This window comes from Pseudomonas sp. R5(2019) (assembly GCF_009905435.1).
Classification (GTDB): domain Bacteria; phylum Pseudomonadota; class Gammaproteobacteria; order Pseudomonadales; family Pseudomonadaceae; genus Aquipseudomonas.
This window is the reverse complement of record NZ_JAAAMT010000079.1, coordinates 1-16,006: the sequence shown is the minus strand read 5'-3', so window position 1 is coordinate 16,006 and position 16,006 is coordinate 1. Positions and strand designations below refer to the sequence as shown.

Here is a 16,006-nt window from a genome sequence, read left to right as displayed (position 1 = left end):
TCAGGCCGGACGCGTAACTGGGAGCCGATCGGTACCGTGTTGTTGAACCCGGATCGAGAGCAACAGGTCGAGAAAAGAGCGGCATAGTTAGACGGCTGACGCGACAACTACCTTGAAAAACGCCGCACGGTCGGCCATCAGCTGAGCCATGCGCCAAAAACGCCGCTCGTGGAGGGTGAAGTGGCCATGAGATCAAAACCCTTGCCGGAAACGTCTTACGGCACGTATATAGGGGATCTATCACTAAGGTTCCGTCACCGATTTACGGCTAAAAATGACCTGGTACGAGGATTTGGCATTGTCGAATACGGACTTTCAAAAACAGGCGCAGGATTACCACAGCAAAGCGCCCCTCATCATTCTGGGCAGCGGCGCGTCGGCTGCCCATGGCATGTCAGGAATGGGGGCGCTTGCGGCACACTTAGTCGCGCGCACCGATATTTCAGGGTTGTCTGCCGCTGAAATCGCAGCATGGGAGCGGTTTTGCCAGGTTTTGCGTGATGGTGTTGACTTAGAAACCGCTCTCCACCAAGTGGATGTTTCCGAAGAACTTACCGGAAGGATCATAAAGGCCACCTGGTCATTGATTAACTCTGAGGATATCCGGATTTTTCGGGAAAGCCTCCAGAATAAAGCGATGTTTCCGTTAGGCCGGTTGCTGGGGCACATGCTCAGAAGCAGTTTATCCACAATAAATATCGTTACGACGAACTATGACAGGCTGGCCGAGTACGCTTGCGAGCAGGAACGGACTCATCACTATACGGGCTTCACACACGGCTTTTTCCGTCAACTTGCGGCACCAACCGAGATAACGACTGCGCGCAAGGTGAATATCTGGAAGGTGCACGGCTCCCTGGATTGGTTTAAGTCCCCTCTGGACGATATCGTGGGGCTGTCGAATATTGATGGGATTCCTGACAACTACGAACCTCAGATCGTGACGCCAGGAACGCAGAAGTACCAAAGAACGCACCTGGAACCGTACCGTTCCATAATAAATAATGCAGATCAGGCTATAACGGCTGCCAAATCTTATTTGTGTATTGGATATGGATTTAATGACGAACACATACAGCCGAAGCTTATGGTGAAGTGTATTCGTCAGAACGCCCCGATTACCATAGTTACATATCAGCTCTCATCTGCCGCCAAGAAACTTATTTTGGACGGTAAGGCGCAAAATTATCTGGCGATAGAGCGAGGTGCTACCGATGATCAGTCGGTGGTCTATTCCTCATTTGAGAAAGCTCCATTCACGGTAGATAGAAACATTTGGAGCCTTGAAGGTTACTTGTCCCTAATCATGTAGGAAGAAAAATGACAATTTTCAAATTTAAGGATGATGAAGCGCTCGGAAAAGTTGCGTCCGTTGACACGACCAACGTCATCGTAGACGTAGAAAATGTCGATCAGCTGAAAAGGCTGCAGGTGAATCATCTGGCCGTACTGCAAAGCAGTCGGCCCGGACAGCACCTTATTGGCCTGATCACGCAGGTTACCCGTAAGCGCAGTATTGAAAATATTGTCAATGATGGGATTAATGATCAGAGCGCAGAACTTAATCTCTGCCGTATCTCGTTAATAGGAACGTTCCTTGACCGTGATGGCGCGAAAGAAAACGTATTCCGCCGCACCCTGGAAAGCGTTCCGGAGATTGACGCCAACTGCTTTTCGCTTGAGGGCGATAACCTCACAGGTTTTATGCGAACGCTATCCAACGTCGCAGCTGGCGGGAACTCATTAACCCTTGGGAAATACACATTAGATGAGCATGCCGTCGCGTATCTGAACGGCAACAAATTTTTTCAGAGACATGCGTTCATCGGCGGAAGCACAGGGTCAGGCAAATCCTGGACAACGGCAAAAATTATCGAACAGATGGCGGGCCTTTCTACTGCGAACGCCATCGTTTTCGACCTCCATGGTGAATATTCGCCTTTGGTAGAAGATGGCATTCAGCATTTCAAGGTTGCTGGCCCTGCCGATGTAGAGGCAAAGCGCACGATAGATGATGGCGTGCTCTATTTGCCGTACTGGCTTCTTTCTTATGAAGCTCTGGTGTCGATGTTCGTTGATCGCAGCGATCAGAACGCCCCGAACCAGGCCATGATCATGGCGCGTGAGATCAACCAGGCCAAAAGAGATTATCTGGAGGCCCGTGGGGAGAAGGAGATTCTCAAACACTTCACCGTAGATAGCCCGGTTCCGTTCGATCTTAATGTTCTGATGGGCAGGCTGAATGAGATCAACGTGGAGATGGTTGCTGGTGCCAAGGCTGGCACCGAGAAGCAGGGCGATTTTTTCGGGAAACTGGCGCGGATGATTTCCCGGCTTGAAAACAAAATTTCTGATAGACGCCTGGGATTCATGTTCAGCGGCGGTGGTGACGTACTGGATTTTGGCTGGCTTGAGAAATTCACAAATGCAGTGCTGGGAAGCTCTGGCGAGAATGGCAAGGCAGGCATCAAGATCATCAATTTTTCCGAGGTTCCCTCGGATGTCCTGCCGTTGATCGTTTCCCTTGTTGCCAGGGTTTCGTTTTCTGTCCAACAGTGGACGCCTTCTGAGCTGCGCCACCCCGTTGCCCTGCTATGTGATGAAGCGCACCTCTACATGCCTCAAAGAAATATGGCGGAGTCCGCCGATGATATTTCGCTGGATATTTTTGAACGTATTGCCAAGGAAGGACGGAAGTATGGCGTCAGTCTTGTCGTGATAAGCCAGCGGCCATCCGAAGTGAATAAAACGATGCTCAGCCAATGCAGCAACTTCGTGTCGATGCGGCTTACAAACGCTGAAGATCAGGCTGTCATAAAAAGACTGTTGCCAGATAGCCTTGGTGGATTCAGTGACATTCTTCCCACTCTTGATACGGGTGAAGCCCTGATCGTTGGCGATGCCAGCTTGCTTCCAAGCCGGATTAGAATTGATGAGCCTAAAAATAAACCGAATAGCGGAACGGTTAACTTCTGGGATGAATGGCAAACGCCGGTGAAAGACAAGCGCCTTTCGATTGCCGTGGACAACTGGCGCAAGCAGAACATTCAGTAAGTGATTTATATGCGTGAGCTCAAGGGCGCTCTTGCCCTTGAGCTCATCATGCGGCCTCAGATCTACTCTTCCAGCCGGACTTCATAATCAAGAATGGGGAGGTTATCACCCTCGGCACCCTCGTTGGCGAATGCAGGCGATGAGGGAGCCCACTCGATCCGCCGGGTTACAGATTTCAGATCGGGCGCGCCGAACAGGTAGCGCTCTTCATACCGAAGGTAGAGCGTTGAGAAAAACTGCTCCAGCCGCAGAGGGCTGTCCTGGGGAGGAAAGTCCACGAGCGTGTCACCGGCGCGATCTCCATTGGGCTCGATCAGCGCCAACGTCACCGCTTCATAGCGGCTGACATCATCACGTATCCCACGACGCCCTGTCAGTTCACGGAGGGCAGAGTGAAACCTGAAAATAGACTCAACAGGCGCACCGCCTTCCTGCATGGCAATGTCGTTTGCCAGCAACTGACGCGTCGGGGTTTCCCCTTCGCCGGGCAGCTCTTCTGCGATAGCCGCGACATTGCGGTTGGCGCGAATAACGAACATATAGCCGAAGACCATCGCCGGGTAGGTGATATGCAGGTTCGTGCATTCTCCGATTGTTTCTTCCATGCGATTTGTCAGGTTTCGGAAGGCTCCGGTCATTCCCTTGCAGGAAATCGCCAATACCGGGCCGATGCCATCCTTGGTGACGACAACATCTACGTTCTTTGTCTTCAAGCCGCCCAGGATTGTGCGTTCACCACCTGTTGCCACAGATTGATCAAAGTGCAGGTAGTGTTTTCCGGCGCGTGTCGTGACGGTAAACGGTGGCCGGGGGGTGATGTCGTCAGGGTGGAATCCTCCCTCCAAGACCAGACGGCAGGCCACATACCAGTGGAGCGGCTTAATATGGTGCTGGCTCTGCGTCGGGCCTGCATAAGTCCCAAAGTGGTGTAACGCTTCTCGAATATTGACCCATTGGCATGCACGTACATCTACAGAAATCGCATCACTGCGCAGCGGCATAATGCCTCCATTGGCGAAGAGTCGAGAGTGCTTCATCGACTATTTCGGGATTAAAGCGTTCTATAAGTGATTGTGAAGGCAGGGCAACCTGGCCTGCTTCGCGGGGTTCGAGCTTGAGCATGCCGCCACCGAGCGGGTGGCCTTCCAGTTCGCAGCTCAGCTTTGTGAAAGAAGATTCCCAGGCGTCTAAAAGGAACGATATATCGACACCTTCGCGGACTTTTACGCTATGGACGGAGTTCGTGCACGTACACCCTGCGTCATTTCGAACCAGGTTGGCACTCAGTCCGGACATATAGGAAAGGAAGAAATCCGGGGTTCTCACGTCCGGCACGGAGTACCAGGGATCGCGCACACGGCATTTATAGGCCTGGCGTGCGATGTGCCCGGCTTCCGTGTCTAAATAGCGCGCCACTGACGCAGGCACCTTGCCGGTTTTTGGCATCTTCAGCAGCAAAACCTGTTCATCATCCCTGTGCCATTTCTCAACGGTGTGAGTGGTCAGGTGCCTGGAAGGCAGCGCACGCCCATTGCGGACAGTCGGGTGAAGAAACTGTTTGGGAATACCAAGGTTTATTGCTTCTGATGGGCGCAAATGGAAAAAGCTATTCGCTCCCGTTACATAGCCAATACCGATGTTCGCAATATTTTCAAAGCGTTGAGCTTCTTTTTCGAAAATGGCTGCGCGATACAAGTCCCGTGCTTCGGATTGGATCAGGAACGGACGCAGACGCTTGCCCCAGGTTGATCTCCAATCATCCAGCGGCACGCGGATGAAGGTTTTCGGTGGGGTCGCCATCCGCTTGAATTTCGAGAGCGCCGTAAAACGAATTTCCTGGGTCTGCTGCCCAAAACCACCGGCGTATAAAAGCCAGCAATCCTCAGAGAGATTCGGGAAGAGCTTATCCCGTACCGCGACGATGTGAACCGTTGCAAAATTTGCCGCCAGATACTCAATCAAGGGCGCTGCGTAGGGGGCGTGACCAATTTCTGCCGGTACGACGAACGCCATTCGTCCCCCTGGCTGCAGCAGTGTCGCCGTCGCGACAAGAAACGGTGCCCACGAAGAGGCGAGACCATTAAATTTAGCGCCCACTTTGGCGCATAGGTTTAAGGCCGTTTGCCGTACCTCTCCTTTAAACGTCTGGTATCTGATAAACGGAGGGTTTCCCGCTGCGCAATCAAAACGTTCGGGAGTATTGGTGGCCCACGAAAAAAAATCACCTTCGTGGACTAAAGCCCAGGGTGCCCGTTCTATAGCTAGTTTTGCAGCGACATCGTCCTGCTCAATCCCCACACAGTTCCGGTGCTCAAGGAGAAAGCGGCCATCGCCGCACGACGGATCTATCAGACGGTCGTTTTGATTTGTGATTACCCATTTCAACAAGCTTTCAGCTACGGCATCGGGGGTGTAGTAAGCGCCAGTCTCCTTGTGATCCGGTGACTTCATGGTGATCCCCTTTCCGTATTCAGCATAAGCAGGGGACGCCAGGCCAGCCTGCATTTTCAAGCAGAAAACACGGGCGCAACCTCCCCAAAATTCAAGGTGTTACTTTACACGACAAGCAGTCGCCTTTGAATCTGAACCGGATCTCTGGTGCGGTGCTGAGTCGATGACACGGCGTCTGCCTGTAGTTGTGGCAGAGCTCAAGGGTGCATCCCCCTTGCGCTCATCACGCGAAGGATATTCGCCAGCGAGGCGAGGGCATTGCGGCGGTCATCGCTTGTGCGGTCGGCGCGGGCGGCTTCATTGAAAGCCTCGCGGTACAGCGCGCGCAGTTCGCGATCAGGTTTTGCAGCCAGTTCAAAGATCGTCAGCAGTTTCATTTCAAATCTCCTTTTGCCTTTCGGCCACCCTTCGTGACCTTGTGCCGCTGGATCAGCACAGGCGTCGGCTGCGCAGCACCCGTCAGGGCCGCAACGTAAGAGGAGGAGTCATTGATGACTTGCAGCAGGCAGTTTCGAGGTTTGTGCTACAGCCGGAACAAAAGGGCGCGAGGAGTGGCGACCCTTTAAAAAGGAAGGTGAAGTGAAAGCCCTGATACCGAAATCTGAACTGAACAAAAGCACGGGCGAACCTGACGGCTGCACCGTCAGGCCGGGCTCTATGCGCTTGGCCGCGCACCGGGCCAATGGACAGCCTTGTCCCGGCCAAGTGGTGACGATCCCTTTCGCGAAAGAACAAGGCGGAGAAGGCTTGAGTCAGCCCCTGGCGCAACGATGATGGCGCGTCATTCTGATAAGGGTTTCCCTGATCTTGCTGCCTGGAGCTTCAGGTAAAGCCTGATCTTCCTGTGAAGCTACTGTCGGGCTCCCATCTGCGTGATTTCCGGGTTCGCCATTTTCCCTGGCGTCGCCTAATCTGCTTTAACGTCATAAAGGGGTGGGGGAAGGAGAGCTTATGGCTGCCGAATGGTTACAGGGACTTTTCAACAAAATGAATGTGGTATCTCTGAAGTCCATTGAGGACATTAATAATCTTTACGATTATCAGGATGAGCATCCTCGGGGAAAGAAAGACTCGCTTTTTGTTGCCTGCGGGCAATGTGAAGGGTGTAACGACCTCCAGCATATATATGATGAAAAATTAGCGCCCCATGTTTCAAAGGGTATCATTAAGAAGGCTGATGCTATCAAGGCATTGGCCGCGTGTTGCGCCGAGTTAAACGCGCCACGCAACAGAGAAGATTTCTACAGGAAGTTGTCGCAAAAACTTCTGGTGATGGTGAAGTAACTTCTTATGTGCCAGCAAGGCCTTAAGCATTCTGGCCTTGCCGGTCCGTCCCGAGGGGCGTCGGGTCTTCAATGCATGCTCTCATCCGCGATAAGCAGTTCGGTGATCGCTTTATCCATGAGCTTCGCGTTAAACCTCAGATCACCAACACGTGCCCTGATCTTATGCGCCGTCTCCGATGCGCCTTCCTTCTCCAGCCAGGCCGCGATCTCCTCAAAGGTCTCACCGATCATCATCTGGTTCAATTGAAGGCTGGCCACTACTGTGGGAAATAGTTGTGGGTCAAGTCATAGCTCATGCCTCCCTGAAGCCGCTGGGCACGCAAGAAAACAAAAAGCCCGCGCGGAGCGGGCTATCTGTCGAAGGGGCGCTCGTCCATAAGCTGATCGGAGTATAGGCCAACAGGGACGGTATCTCGCTGCAGATTCTGCAGTTTTGTAACGACTGATGAGCGACTAAGGGGTGCTACCCCTGGCGCAACGCAAGGGTAAAGCTGCGCCCCGATAAAGGGTTTCCCCGACCTTCCGCACCCATAAGAAGACATGGGTTTGTGCAGGCCGGGTGATCCCCCTCCCTTTATCGGCCCCTTGCGTTTTACCTCCCCGGTCTCGCCGACGGGCAGGGGTGCATGTGCGGAGTTCAAGCACATGCACCCGAGCCCTTAAGAGAGGAGACCAAAGCCATGACTACCGAACCCAGAATTTACGTTGCCGACCTTGCCGCCTATAACAGCGGTTACCTGCACGGCGTATGGATTGACGCGAGCGCGGAGGTCGAGGACATCCAGCAGCAGATCAACGCCATGCTGGCTGCATCGCCCGTGCCGGATGCCGAGGAATACGCGATCCATGATTATGAAGGCTTCGACGGCTACCGCTTGGGCGAATACGAAGGGATTGATACCGCGCATGAAATCGCCTGCTTTATCGAGGAGTTCCCGGAATTCGGAAGCGGCCTGCTCAATCAGTTTTCGAGCATCGAGGAAGCCCGCAAGGCGGCGGAAGAAGATTATTGCGGTTGCTACTGCTCATTGGCTGACTATGCGCAGGAGTTCACGGAAGGCACCACCGCAATTCCCGACTCTCTGGCCTATTACATCGATTACGAAGCCATGGCCCGTGACATGGAATTAAACGGTGACGTGTTCACCATTGAGGTCGGTTACCGGCAGGTGCATGTGTTCTGGAATCGCTAACCGGCAGGAAAAGGACTTCATCATGGACTCTGTCCGCGAAACCTTCATCTGGCAGGGGCTCACTATAGAGACCCTGCACACCCCGAACTGGTCGGAGATCTACCGCACCACCTACGGCTATGCGCTCTCCCATCTGCAAATAAGCGCGGCGGAACGGGCACCGCTGCCGATCAGCGCCACCGGCTATGTGTCGCACTTCGAGCGCGCCGACAACATCGAGGCAGAGGGCGGGGCGGTGGCCTACGTACAGGCGTGGCTGGAGCACGCCGCCCAATCCCCGGCATGGATCGAGGCGCAGCAGAAGGCAAGGCAGCTCTCTCTGTTCTGAAAAAAAATCGGCCCTGCGGGCCGCGTCACCTTTACGGTGTATCTGCATCGCCATAGGCGATATTTTAAAGTCAGAAGCAAATACTGAAGTCAGCGCTCACGCTCCTGGCCATCGCGATCTTTCGGAATGCCATTGAATATTTTTGTGATCTCACGCGGGCTTTCGCGCCCGATGTCTGATTTTTGTTCGGCGGCGCGATTAAAGTTTCTGATTTTATCAATTTCATTCTGATATTGCGCTCTGAGCGCGTTCGACTCTTTAAGGTTCTGCGTTTGAACCATGCGTTCGGCCTGTTCATTCAAAAGCTTAGATGTCAGCACCTTTCGCCGTGTGTATGAAGGCTTGCACTCCAGCCGGTTATGTTCGCGCAGGATCTCTTGCCTAGCTTTTTCCATATCGTCATCGCGGCGCATGGCCTGTTTCTCCTCAAGTTCTATAAGCCGTAATCGGGCCTCCTTCTTTATTTCGGCAATGGCCTGGACTTTGTCCTTGTCTTCGCCTTGTGCCGCTTCTTTAAACTGCTCTTTCTTTGAATTCATAATAATTCACGCGGGCTTAAATTATCTGGACGCATGAGCGTCCCGTATGAAAGGATCAATAATGCAAAGTTTTCCAAGGAGGGTGTTATGAGAGAGGGCTTGCCTATATCGCTGCGCGAACTATTGAACGAACCAGACACGGCGTGGATTGAGCAGCAATTGTTAGCGCATATTCGCGGGCTGGAACGCCAGGGGTTACCTCCCCGCACCATCGCGCGCGCGATGGCACGGGTGTTATTCGCTTTCTGTACAGAGCTATATGACAGGTCGATAGGAAGCCGTCTGTGGATCAAGCCGTTTTTGCAGCAAACAGGCCGCGACTTTATCAACGAAGAAGAGCTGACAACCCAATGCGAAACACTGGTGGATCTACGGATAAAGCTCCTCAAAGAGACTGAGCCGTTCGGTTCCGCCTGAGGCCTGCAATGCACGTTCATCGCGGATCTCCTGCTACAGATGGCGCTATCCGGGCTTATGGGGCAGGGCCGGTCGGCCAGCTTGATTTGACAGCCTTTTCTGGTCCGATGGCGGCTGACCTTGCTGCCCGTTCCGGCTTCGTGAGAACTCCAGATTGATATCTTTGTTGATCACACCCCCTCTGTGCCGACAGGCCGGGCAGGTCATTGTTGTCGCCTGTATGGCAATGCAGGACAGATTGCCGCAACGGGTACACAGCAGCAGAGCGGTGTTATCGCAGTGCGGGCAGCACTGATAGTTGCCCATCAGCAATTCGCGGATATCCAGATCATGGCGCACGGCCTGCGCCGCACCTGGCGCGGCGGTGGAGGTCTTGCGACGCACAATCACGTCGGTGATTTCTGCGCCTTTCTCATTGAGTTTCAAGACCAGCACCGCCGAGGCCTGCGGCACCTTCGAGCAGTAGAGAATCCGGTCGCCATGCGACGGCCCTGACGTGCTGATCCCGGCATGCGTGGACGCAGGCCGAGGTATGGCAACGCCCTTGCGATTGAACGCGGCCAGTTCCTGACGCGCTTTCTCCAGCAAGCTCAGAGGCTTGTCCTGCTGTCTGATTATTTCCATTTTTGTGCCCTCTTGATGTAGTCAACGGCATCGTTGACCTGCTGCATGAACACCTGATTGGGAAACGCTTTATGCGGATGCAGAATCGTCGCGAGTTCGCGGTGCCGGGCCTTCAGCATCGCCTTGTCGAGCGGTGTGTCTTCTGAGAAGCCCAAGACTTCGAGTGCCTGTGCATAACCGCTTTTCTCAGGCGCAGGTTTTTCTGGCTTCGCCTTCGGCGGCGGCTCTTCTTCACCCAGCATGTGGCGCTTGAATTGCCCGAAGGTCGCAAACTCCTGGCGTCCGTACTTCCAGAACAACTGGCGCAGCTTCACGTACTGGCGCACGGTGCCGGTCACCTTTCTGGCCGCAAGGAAACAGGGCTGGTAAAGCCACATCCATCCTGCCCGCATGGCGTTCAAAACCAGCAACATGAGTTCGATAACGACAGCACTCAGAAAGCAGCCGGTCAGGCGGGTGCTCTTTATGAGCAAGCCCGCCGCGTATTCGATAAAGGCACACGCCTGCCGATAGATCGCCTCAACCAGCCAAGCCAGGAAGTTGAAGGCGATAGCGATGAGGACGATCCCGCCACCAGCGGCGGCCAGGATCTCCACGAATTTGAGGATGTTCTGGGACATGACTAGATACCTCCGGGGGAGTCGTGCCATTCGGCACCGACATGCGGGTTCGTGCGCGCACCGACGCGCTTGGCTTCTTGTTCCAGCAACTGGTCGCAATACTGCAAACGGGCGACGATGGACGCGGCCTGTTTCCGGCCATACACGCTCAAGAGATCGACGCGGTGGCCCGCATACACCAGAACGACATGGAAGGAATCGCCGTAATAGATGGGCTTTTGCACGACCTTTCCGTTGGCAGCCGCTTCACGGGTGGCAAGCTCATTGCGCCGCCGCTCGCGCTCTGTGCCGTCATGCGGCAACAACACAAAGCGATGTTCCAGGCGGCGGTCAAAGCGCTTCCAGCCCCACAACCGCCGCACCCGGATGGACTCAAGGTCCAGATCGATCCGGGTGGTCACCCGGAAGGACGCCCGCGAGATCCAGTGCAAACACCAGAAGCTGGCGATCGTGCCCCCGATGACGAACGCCATCTTGGGTAGCGACGGGTGACGCCAGTCGGGCAGCGCCGCCACGTTCGCCACCAGCATGCCGACCCCTAAAATGTTGGTGATCGCATCCGCGAGCTTTACCCCAAAAGGGGTCAGCTCACGCGGCCTCACGCGGAACGCTGAGAGCCGACCGTCCTTGTCGGTCATCTCCTGCGTGCGTGGCCGACCGTCGAGCGGGCTTTTCATCGGAGAGTTCATGGCTGCGTCCCTCGTTTTTCTGTGTTTGCAGCTACTATGAAACAGCAGTAGCTACACACGACCACCTCTCGGGTTCCTCTCGCCCGGTGTAAGGGGGAAGGGATATGGATTTTGAGAAGGTTGAGTTCAGCGACTGGCAGATCGAGAAAATGCGGTCTGCCTTGCGGAAATACCGCTCTCTCCACACGAGCGGTGGCTGCTTGCCGTCGTGGAATCAGGTGTGTGACAAGATCGCGCGCTCAAAATCTAATCTCTATAAATACCCAAAGGATGGTTCTGAACCGGCCTTGAAACATGAGGCTTTGCGGCGATTTGTTCAGGGTATAAACGGAAGCTTGGCCAAGGAACGACTTCCGGAGGTCGCAAAATTTCTAAATAATGAAAGCCTGTTCGATCCTGAAGATTTGCTGGAAGATAAAGACGACCTCGCAAATCTCTCCGCTTTGCAGGATTTTTTCTCCAAGGAAGTTGATGGAAGCAATTATTTTTTGAAGGTCTTTAACAGGCCCATGGAATACATACTCCCGACCGAGACTAATGAGCAGTTTCAGACAAAAATAATTCTGAGCTTCACACCGGACGTCTCTGGAAAATTTGTGCGTATTGAAGAGGCAGAGCAATCCGTCAATCTTGTGGCAAAAAGGCGAAATGATGCTCTCCGATACCGAAAGAAAGCTAGCGAAAGTGAGTACACGAAGACAGTGCGGCGAAAGGGATATGGGTTCCTGGTAACGTATTTGAACATACTGCACGCGTTTCTTAATGGTAACGAGCCAGGAGACCAGATGACGTATGTCCAGGCTGGCGAGTTGCACGAAAACTCTCCGGATAATGGCATCTATTTAATGCGAAACGGTACACCCACGGGCAGAAACAGATGGGAGAAAGACCTTTACTATAAAGAGCCTATTGTCTTGCCAAACATTTATCGCTTTATGCCAGAGAAAACAGAAGAACCTCAGCGCTCAAGATCGGAGACTGAAGATGGACAGGGATAAGAACAAGGGTGCGGGTAAGAGCAAGAACTCACCGTCACCCCAACCATTCCCGAGCAGCGCCCATGAAAAAAAGGAAAAGCCTAAGGAGATAATAGGCTTCAAAAAGTCCGTAAGGGAACCTCGCTTTTCAAGCGTGATTACAGATGAAAATTACTCCGAAGAGGATATACGCCGCCTTCAGGAGGAAATCTTTATCCATGACGCGAAAGAAGGAAAGATTGAAGAGGTTGAGGAGTATCTTCAGTCAGGCATGAATGTGAATGTCCAGGATAAACTTGGGATGACTGCTCTCCAGCATGCGGCTGCTACTGGTTTTCGCCCATGCATCCGGCTGTTGGTGAATAGCGGCAAATGCAATTACCTGCTCAAGGATAATAAGGGGCGCCTGGCGTCCGAGCTGGCTTATGAATGGGGCAGGGATTATGCTGTTGGACTTCTTTTGCAGAAAAAAGAGGCAATGCAAGCGTATCTAGAGAGTTTGCAACCATCTCCCGACACATCGGGAGATGAGTCCTCCTGATTAGGGGATTTCCAAGTTCCTCATAGCTTGTGCTATTTTTTGAAGATCATCATATCAATGAATTAAGCTCTATATATTTATATTGACAAATTTTCATAAACTACTATGGTTTGTTTTTGTTGTTTGCAGTGCACAAATGGAAAGGGCAGTAAAATGCAGGAACCTACGCCTGAACAGAAATCAGAAATGGCCAGACAAGTGAAGCAAGCATTTGCTGTTTCTCTTGTATTGACATTAGCCTTTGCTGCTTCCGGTGTCTGGTTTGCGCATGAGAACAAACAAGACACAGCCCCGGCCAAGGTTCAACCGGAGGCGGTCAGGCCGCTTTCAGCTGCTCCTATCATGCGTTAACGCATTGTTCGCTTTGCGTTAGTTTGCTCCAGGCTTAAAAGCTGACCATACGGTCCCGACAACGATTAGGCATAGCGCTCCGACCATGAACGGGAAACTCGGGTTATCGGTTGGTAGCTTTCCATGAAAATAATCAATCGTTGCGGCCAGCGGAACAATCAGACCATCCAGCGCAGCTATTTGCGTAGTATGTTTTGCGCGCGTGAATGCCTCTGTTATCGACCAGGTTCCCAGCGCCACAATTAAACATGCTAACGAGAGAATGCCGAAATGGCTAATCAGTTTTCCCGACTGAAAAATGCTTAACGTCAAGCTGCTCATTCCAAAACTGCTTAGAATAACAGCCATTACAGGGAGGGCTACAGGAAGCATCAGTATCGAGGCATATGTTGTGTATGCCGTAATGCGGAGCCCATCTATACGGTCAACCCTCACCCCGCCGACAAATTTAAACGGATGCTCATTGCACCTTACAGAAATCTGACTGGATACTTCATTGGTGTACGCAAACCCCATACCTGCCAAAAGCGCTGGGACATATGAAGGTGCAGCATCTAGAACTTGTTGCCACCAATCTTCAGTCCCAGAATAATTTTTTGGATTGCTGGCCGCAAATACCAGAACCCCAATTAAAATTACTGCTATAGGGGCAGCCTGCTTTTTGAGAGCTGGCCACCTCTTATTAATCATGCGGGCCGCAAGAATCTGCCAGATAGGATGAAGGAAGAAGAATGGATATGTAAGCGCCTGGGATTTTTCTGCATAAAAGGCCACAGCCAAACAGACTAGGTAAATGATCGTAAAAAACCCTCTGGCGTACAAAATCATGTCAATATTTAGGGGTGAGAAAACCAGCCTTATAGAACCTTTACGCAGGCTAAATAACCAGAGGGCAAGAAAATAAAGCCCACCAGTGAAAACAAGCCTGAAGGTGATGTACGCCTCAACGCCAATGCTTCTTGCGATACCTCCCAACATACTTTCAAACCAAGCAAATAGAGATACCGCTATTACTGCGCATGTAATTGCGATTTTTTGATTTTTTGCAATAGACTGATTCATACATTCTCCTGCAATCAACGTCAGGTTGGACGCTCGCTGTCTAGTGGACTTTTCATCGCGTAGACATTGCCGCGTCTTCAATTGTTGATGCTGGGGATAATTTAAATCAGCATTACACCTACGTTACCTCTCGGGTTCCTCGCGCAACTCTGGGAGGGAAGGGCGTATTGACTTGAAAGAGTTGGAGATCAGCGATTGCGTAACAGGTATGGTCGGCTTTGCGCCGACCTCGCCCGCAACGTACTTAAAGATAAGGAGCCACCGCGCCGTCTTTCTGGTGCCAGATCACCCGCTGCAACATCATCGGGTGACGACCCGCCCATAGGATCAGCTGGCGTTGCAGCGGATCATGGCGCGAGAAATGACGCCTGATTTCGTCTGGCGTCATCAGGTCATAAAGCTCGATGGCTTCCGACCGGCCCGATAATCCCTTGTGCTGCTGATCCTGCGCGACCTCTCCCATGCGCGCGACTTCCACCTGCGTTTTCCCGAGCAGTTTGGAAATGTATTCAGTCGTCGCCAGATCGTTATTGCCAAAGAACTGCATGATCCCGGCGTTACCGGCGAAAGTTTCCCACCGCTCCCCGTACAGCGCCTTGCCCTGGCTCCAGTCCTGCAAGATGACCCAGAGCTTCACGCCGAACGATGCGATTAGGCCCGACGCGGTTTCGAGCTGCTTCATGTAGCCAAGGACGGGGAACTCGTCCAGGCACGCCAGCACCGGGGCAGAGGGGATCGTCTTTTCCCGCTCCATCGTGTCGAGCAGTTGATTGATGAAAATCCGCATCCAGCGCCGGGCAATTTCGATGCGCGTCGCGGGAAAGCACAGATAAATGCTGACACCTGCCGGATTGCTTTTCAGTGCCGACAGGTCGAAATCATGCTCTTTCAAAACCTTCCGAAAAGCCGAGTAGTCGAGGAACTTGGTATGACGGTTCACAGTGGAGTGAACACCGGAAAGCTCCGCCCCTTTCTTGCCGTAGAAATCGAGCGCCGCCGCCATGACGGCGCTGCCAATGTCCTCGGTTTCCGGGCTGTCTTGCAGCTGGTAGCCGTTGTGCATCATCTCTTCATAGAGGAGAGGTTTTCTGGGGGCATCCTCGCTGTCTTCGTCGTCCCCCGGCTCCATCCACAGGGCACGCTTGATCAGCTCCCGCACCATGATCAGGTGCCGCTCCTGATCGTGCCGAGGGTAGGTCGCCACATGAATAATCACGCCCTCGATAAAGTTCTTGGCGGATTCATCCCAGTGCGGGTCTTTCTGGTCTGCCGACTGCACGACAATCGACTCGGCGATCAACGCGGCATCCTCAAGGAAGGTTTCGCTGCCGGGCTTCAGGATACTCATGGGATTGTACGAGGCGCGGTATTTGGGGGCGGCTTTGCTGGAAACGCCGAAGGGATCAACGACATAAATCTTCTGCCCCAGAGCTGCGCGCTTATCTGCGGTGATGTCCGCCAGTTCACCCTTGGGGTCGGTCGCGATGATGCTGCCCTGATAGAACAGCAGGTTGCTGATCAGGCCGACCGATTTACCGGAACGGGAGCCCGCCACGGTGAGAATATGGCGGTCGTCCTCGATGCCGATAAGCCGCTCGCCCAGCGCACCGATCAGAACTTTCTTCCCCGGCTTGCGCGGGTCATACGAGAGTATGCTGCTCGCGGCAATGTCTTCGAGTTTCATCCACCGCGCCTGTGGCACTTTTTGTTCCCGTAAAGGGCGGGTGGAGTCGCCACGCGGCACGTCCCCCCCCGGTGTCAGGATAGTTGTCGCCTCTCCGGTTTTTCCTGAAAAAGCATATCGGGGGCGGAAAGAGACTGGTCGTGCCGTACTATTCACCTGAACGCAAAGCCGCATTGCTGAAGATGCTGCT

General features: G+C 53.2%; 19 protein-coding genes. 9 read left to right on the top strand and 10 right to left on the bottom strand.

The genetic code is table 11. From position 1 onward, the window contains the following. The first annotated feature begins 274 nt into the window (after positions 1-274). Together GUY40_RS27295 and GUY40_RS27290 are read left to right on the top strand one after the other, a co-directional pair. Positions 275-1,312 carry an SIR2 family protein gene (locus GUY40_RS27295; protein ID WP_256675896.1) on the top strand — a complete coding sequence of 346 codons (1,038 nt, stop codon included), beginning with the start codon at positions 275-277 and terminating at the stop codon, positions 1,310-1,312. Between the two features lie 8 nt (positions 1,313-1,320). Then, on the top strand, positions 1,321-3,054 hold the full coding sequence (locus tag GUY40_RS27290; RefSeq protein WP_166572012.1) for an ATP-binding protein: 1,734 nt from the start codon (positions 1,321-1,323) through the stop codon (positions 3,052-3,054). A gap of 62 nt (positions 3,055-3,116) precedes the next feature. On the opposite strand, the gene GUY40_RS27285 is transcribed toward GUY40_RS27290, so the two are convergent. The 3 genes from GUY40_RS27285 to GUY40_RS27275 form a co-directional block, all read right to left on the bottom strand. Continuing rightward, positions 3,117-4,055, bottom strand: a complete 939-nt coding sequence (locus tag GUY40_RS27285; protein WP_166572011.1) for a hypothetical protein — start codon at positions 4,053-4,055, stop codon at positions 3,117-3,119. Then, the gene (locus GUY40_RS27280; RefSeq protein WP_166572010.1) at positions 4,039-5,505 is read right to left on the bottom strand and encodes a class I SAM-dependent methyltransferase; all 1,467 of its coding nucleotides are present in this window, start codon (positions 5,503-5,505) and stop codon (positions 4,039-4,041) included. The genes GUY40_RS27285 and GUY40_RS27280 overlap by 17 nt, the downstream gene beginning before the upstream one ends. 197 nt (positions 5,506-5,702) lie before the next feature. After that, the gene (locus tag GUY40_RS27275; protein WP_166572009.1) at positions 5,703-5,882 is read right to left on the bottom strand and encodes a hypothetical protein; all 180 of its coding nucleotides are present in this window, start codon (positions 5,880-5,882) and stop codon (positions 5,703-5,705) included. Between the two features lie 574 nt (positions 5,883-6,456). Between GUY40_RS27275 and GUY40_RS27270 the strand changes: the two genes are divergently transcribed. Continuing rightward, a complete protein-coding gene (locus tag GUY40_RS27270; protein ID WP_256675895.1) occupies positions 6,457-6,789 on the top strand; it encodes a hypothetical protein in 333 nt (110 codons plus the stop codon). A 68-nt stretch (positions 6,790-6,857) separates the two neighbouring features. On the opposite strand, the gene GUY40_RS27265 is transcribed toward GUY40_RS27270, so the two are convergent. Then, a complete protein-coding gene (locus GUY40_RS27265) occupies positions 6,858-7,034 on the bottom strand; it encodes a hypothetical protein (protein ID WP_166572008.1) in 177 nt (58 codons plus the stop codon). Positions 7,035-7,471: 437 nt separating this feature from the next. Here GUY40_RS27265 and GUY40_RS27260 point away from each other — a divergent pair, with 437 nt between their 5' ends. Both GUY40_RS27260 and GUY40_RS27255 read left to right on the top strand, forming a co-directional pair. Then, positions 7,472-7,984 (top strand): antirestriction protein ArdA, encoded by a 513-nt coding sequence (locus GUY40_RS27260; RefSeq protein ID WP_166572007.1) that lies wholly within the window; start codon positions 7,472-7,474, stop codon positions 7,982-7,984. A gap of 22 nt (positions 7,985-8,006) precedes the next feature. Then, positions 8,007-8,312, top strand: coding sequence for a hypothetical protein (locus GUY40_RS27255; protein ID WP_166572006.1), 306 nt, complete (start codon positions 8,007-8,009; stop codon positions 8,310-8,312). Positions 8,313-8,401: 89 nt separating this feature from the next. On the opposite strand, the gene GUY40_RS27250 is transcribed toward GUY40_RS27255, so the two are convergent. Continuing rightward, positions 8,402-8,851, bottom strand: coding sequence for a hypothetical protein (locus GUY40_RS27250; protein WP_166572005.1), 450 nt, complete (start codon positions 8,849-8,851; stop codon positions 8,402-8,404). An 87-nt stretch (positions 8,852-8,938) separates the two neighbouring features. Here GUY40_RS27250 and GUY40_RS27245 point away from each other — a divergent pair, with 87 nt between their 5' ends. Then, a complete protein-coding gene (locus tag GUY40_RS27245; RefSeq protein WP_166572004.1) occupies positions 8,939-9,268 on the top strand; it encodes a hypothetical protein in 330 nt (109 codons plus the stop codon). A gap of 45 nt (positions 9,269-9,313) precedes the next feature. Here GUY40_RS27245 and GUY40_RS27240 read toward each other — a convergent pair whose 3' ends face one another. From GUY40_RS27240 to GUY40_RS27230, 3 genes are read right to left on the bottom strand one after another with little or no spacing between them, the layout of a single operon-like run. Next, positions 9,314-9,856, bottom strand: coding sequence for a TerY-C metal binding domain-containing protein (locus GUY40_RS27240; RefSeq protein ID WP_256675894.1), 543 nt, complete (start codon positions 9,854-9,856; stop codon positions 9,314-9,316). A 26-nt stretch (positions 9,857-9,882) separates the two neighbouring features. Beyond that, positions 9,883-10,512, bottom strand: a complete 630-nt coding sequence (locus GUY40_RS27235) for a J domain-containing protein (protein ID WP_166572002.1) — start codon at positions 10,510-10,512, stop codon at positions 9,883-9,885. 2 nt (positions 10,513-10,514) lie between these two features. Further along, positions 10,515-11,201, bottom strand: a complete 687-nt coding sequence (locus GUY40_RS27230; protein ID WP_256675893.1) for a hypothetical protein — start codon at positions 11,199-11,201, stop codon at positions 10,515-10,517. A 104-nt stretch (positions 11,202-11,305) separates the two neighbouring features. On the opposite strand from GUY40_RS27230, the gene GUY40_RS27225 reads away from it, so the two are divergent. From GUY40_RS27225 to GUY40_RS27215, 3 genes are all read left to right on the top strand, one after another. Continuing rightward, positions 11,306-12,199: a hypothetical protein gene (locus tag GUY40_RS27225; protein ID WP_166572001.1), complete on the top strand. Its 894-nt coding sequence runs from the start codon at positions 11,306-11,308 to the stop codon at positions 12,197-12,199. Beyond that, entirely contained in the window at positions 12,186-12,719 is a 534-nt protein-coding gene (locus GUY40_RS28515) for an ankyrin repeat domain-containing protein (RefSeq protein WP_256675892.1), read from the top strand. The genes GUY40_RS27225 and GUY40_RS28515 overlap by 14 nt, the downstream gene beginning before the upstream one ends. Before the next feature lie 153 nt (positions 12,720-12,872). Further along, a complete protein-coding gene (locus GUY40_RS27215; protein WP_166572000.1) occupies positions 12,873-13,070 on the top strand; it encodes a hypothetical protein in 198 nt (65 codons plus the stop codon). An 18-nt stretch (positions 13,071-13,088) separates the two neighbouring features. Here GUY40_RS27215 and GUY40_RS27210 read toward each other — a convergent pair whose 3' ends face one another. After that, a complete protein-coding gene (locus GUY40_RS27210; protein ID WP_166571999.1) occupies positions 13,089-14,132 on the bottom strand; it encodes a hypothetical protein in 1,044 nt (347 codons plus the stop codon). Positions 14,133-14,376: 244 nt separating this feature from the next. After that, entirely contained in the window at positions 14,377-15,816 is a 1,440-nt protein-coding gene (locus GUY40_RS27205) for a type IV secretory system conjugative DNA transfer family protein (RefSeq protein ID WP_166571998.1), read from the bottom strand. Positions 15,817-16,006 lie beyond the last annotated feature (190 nt).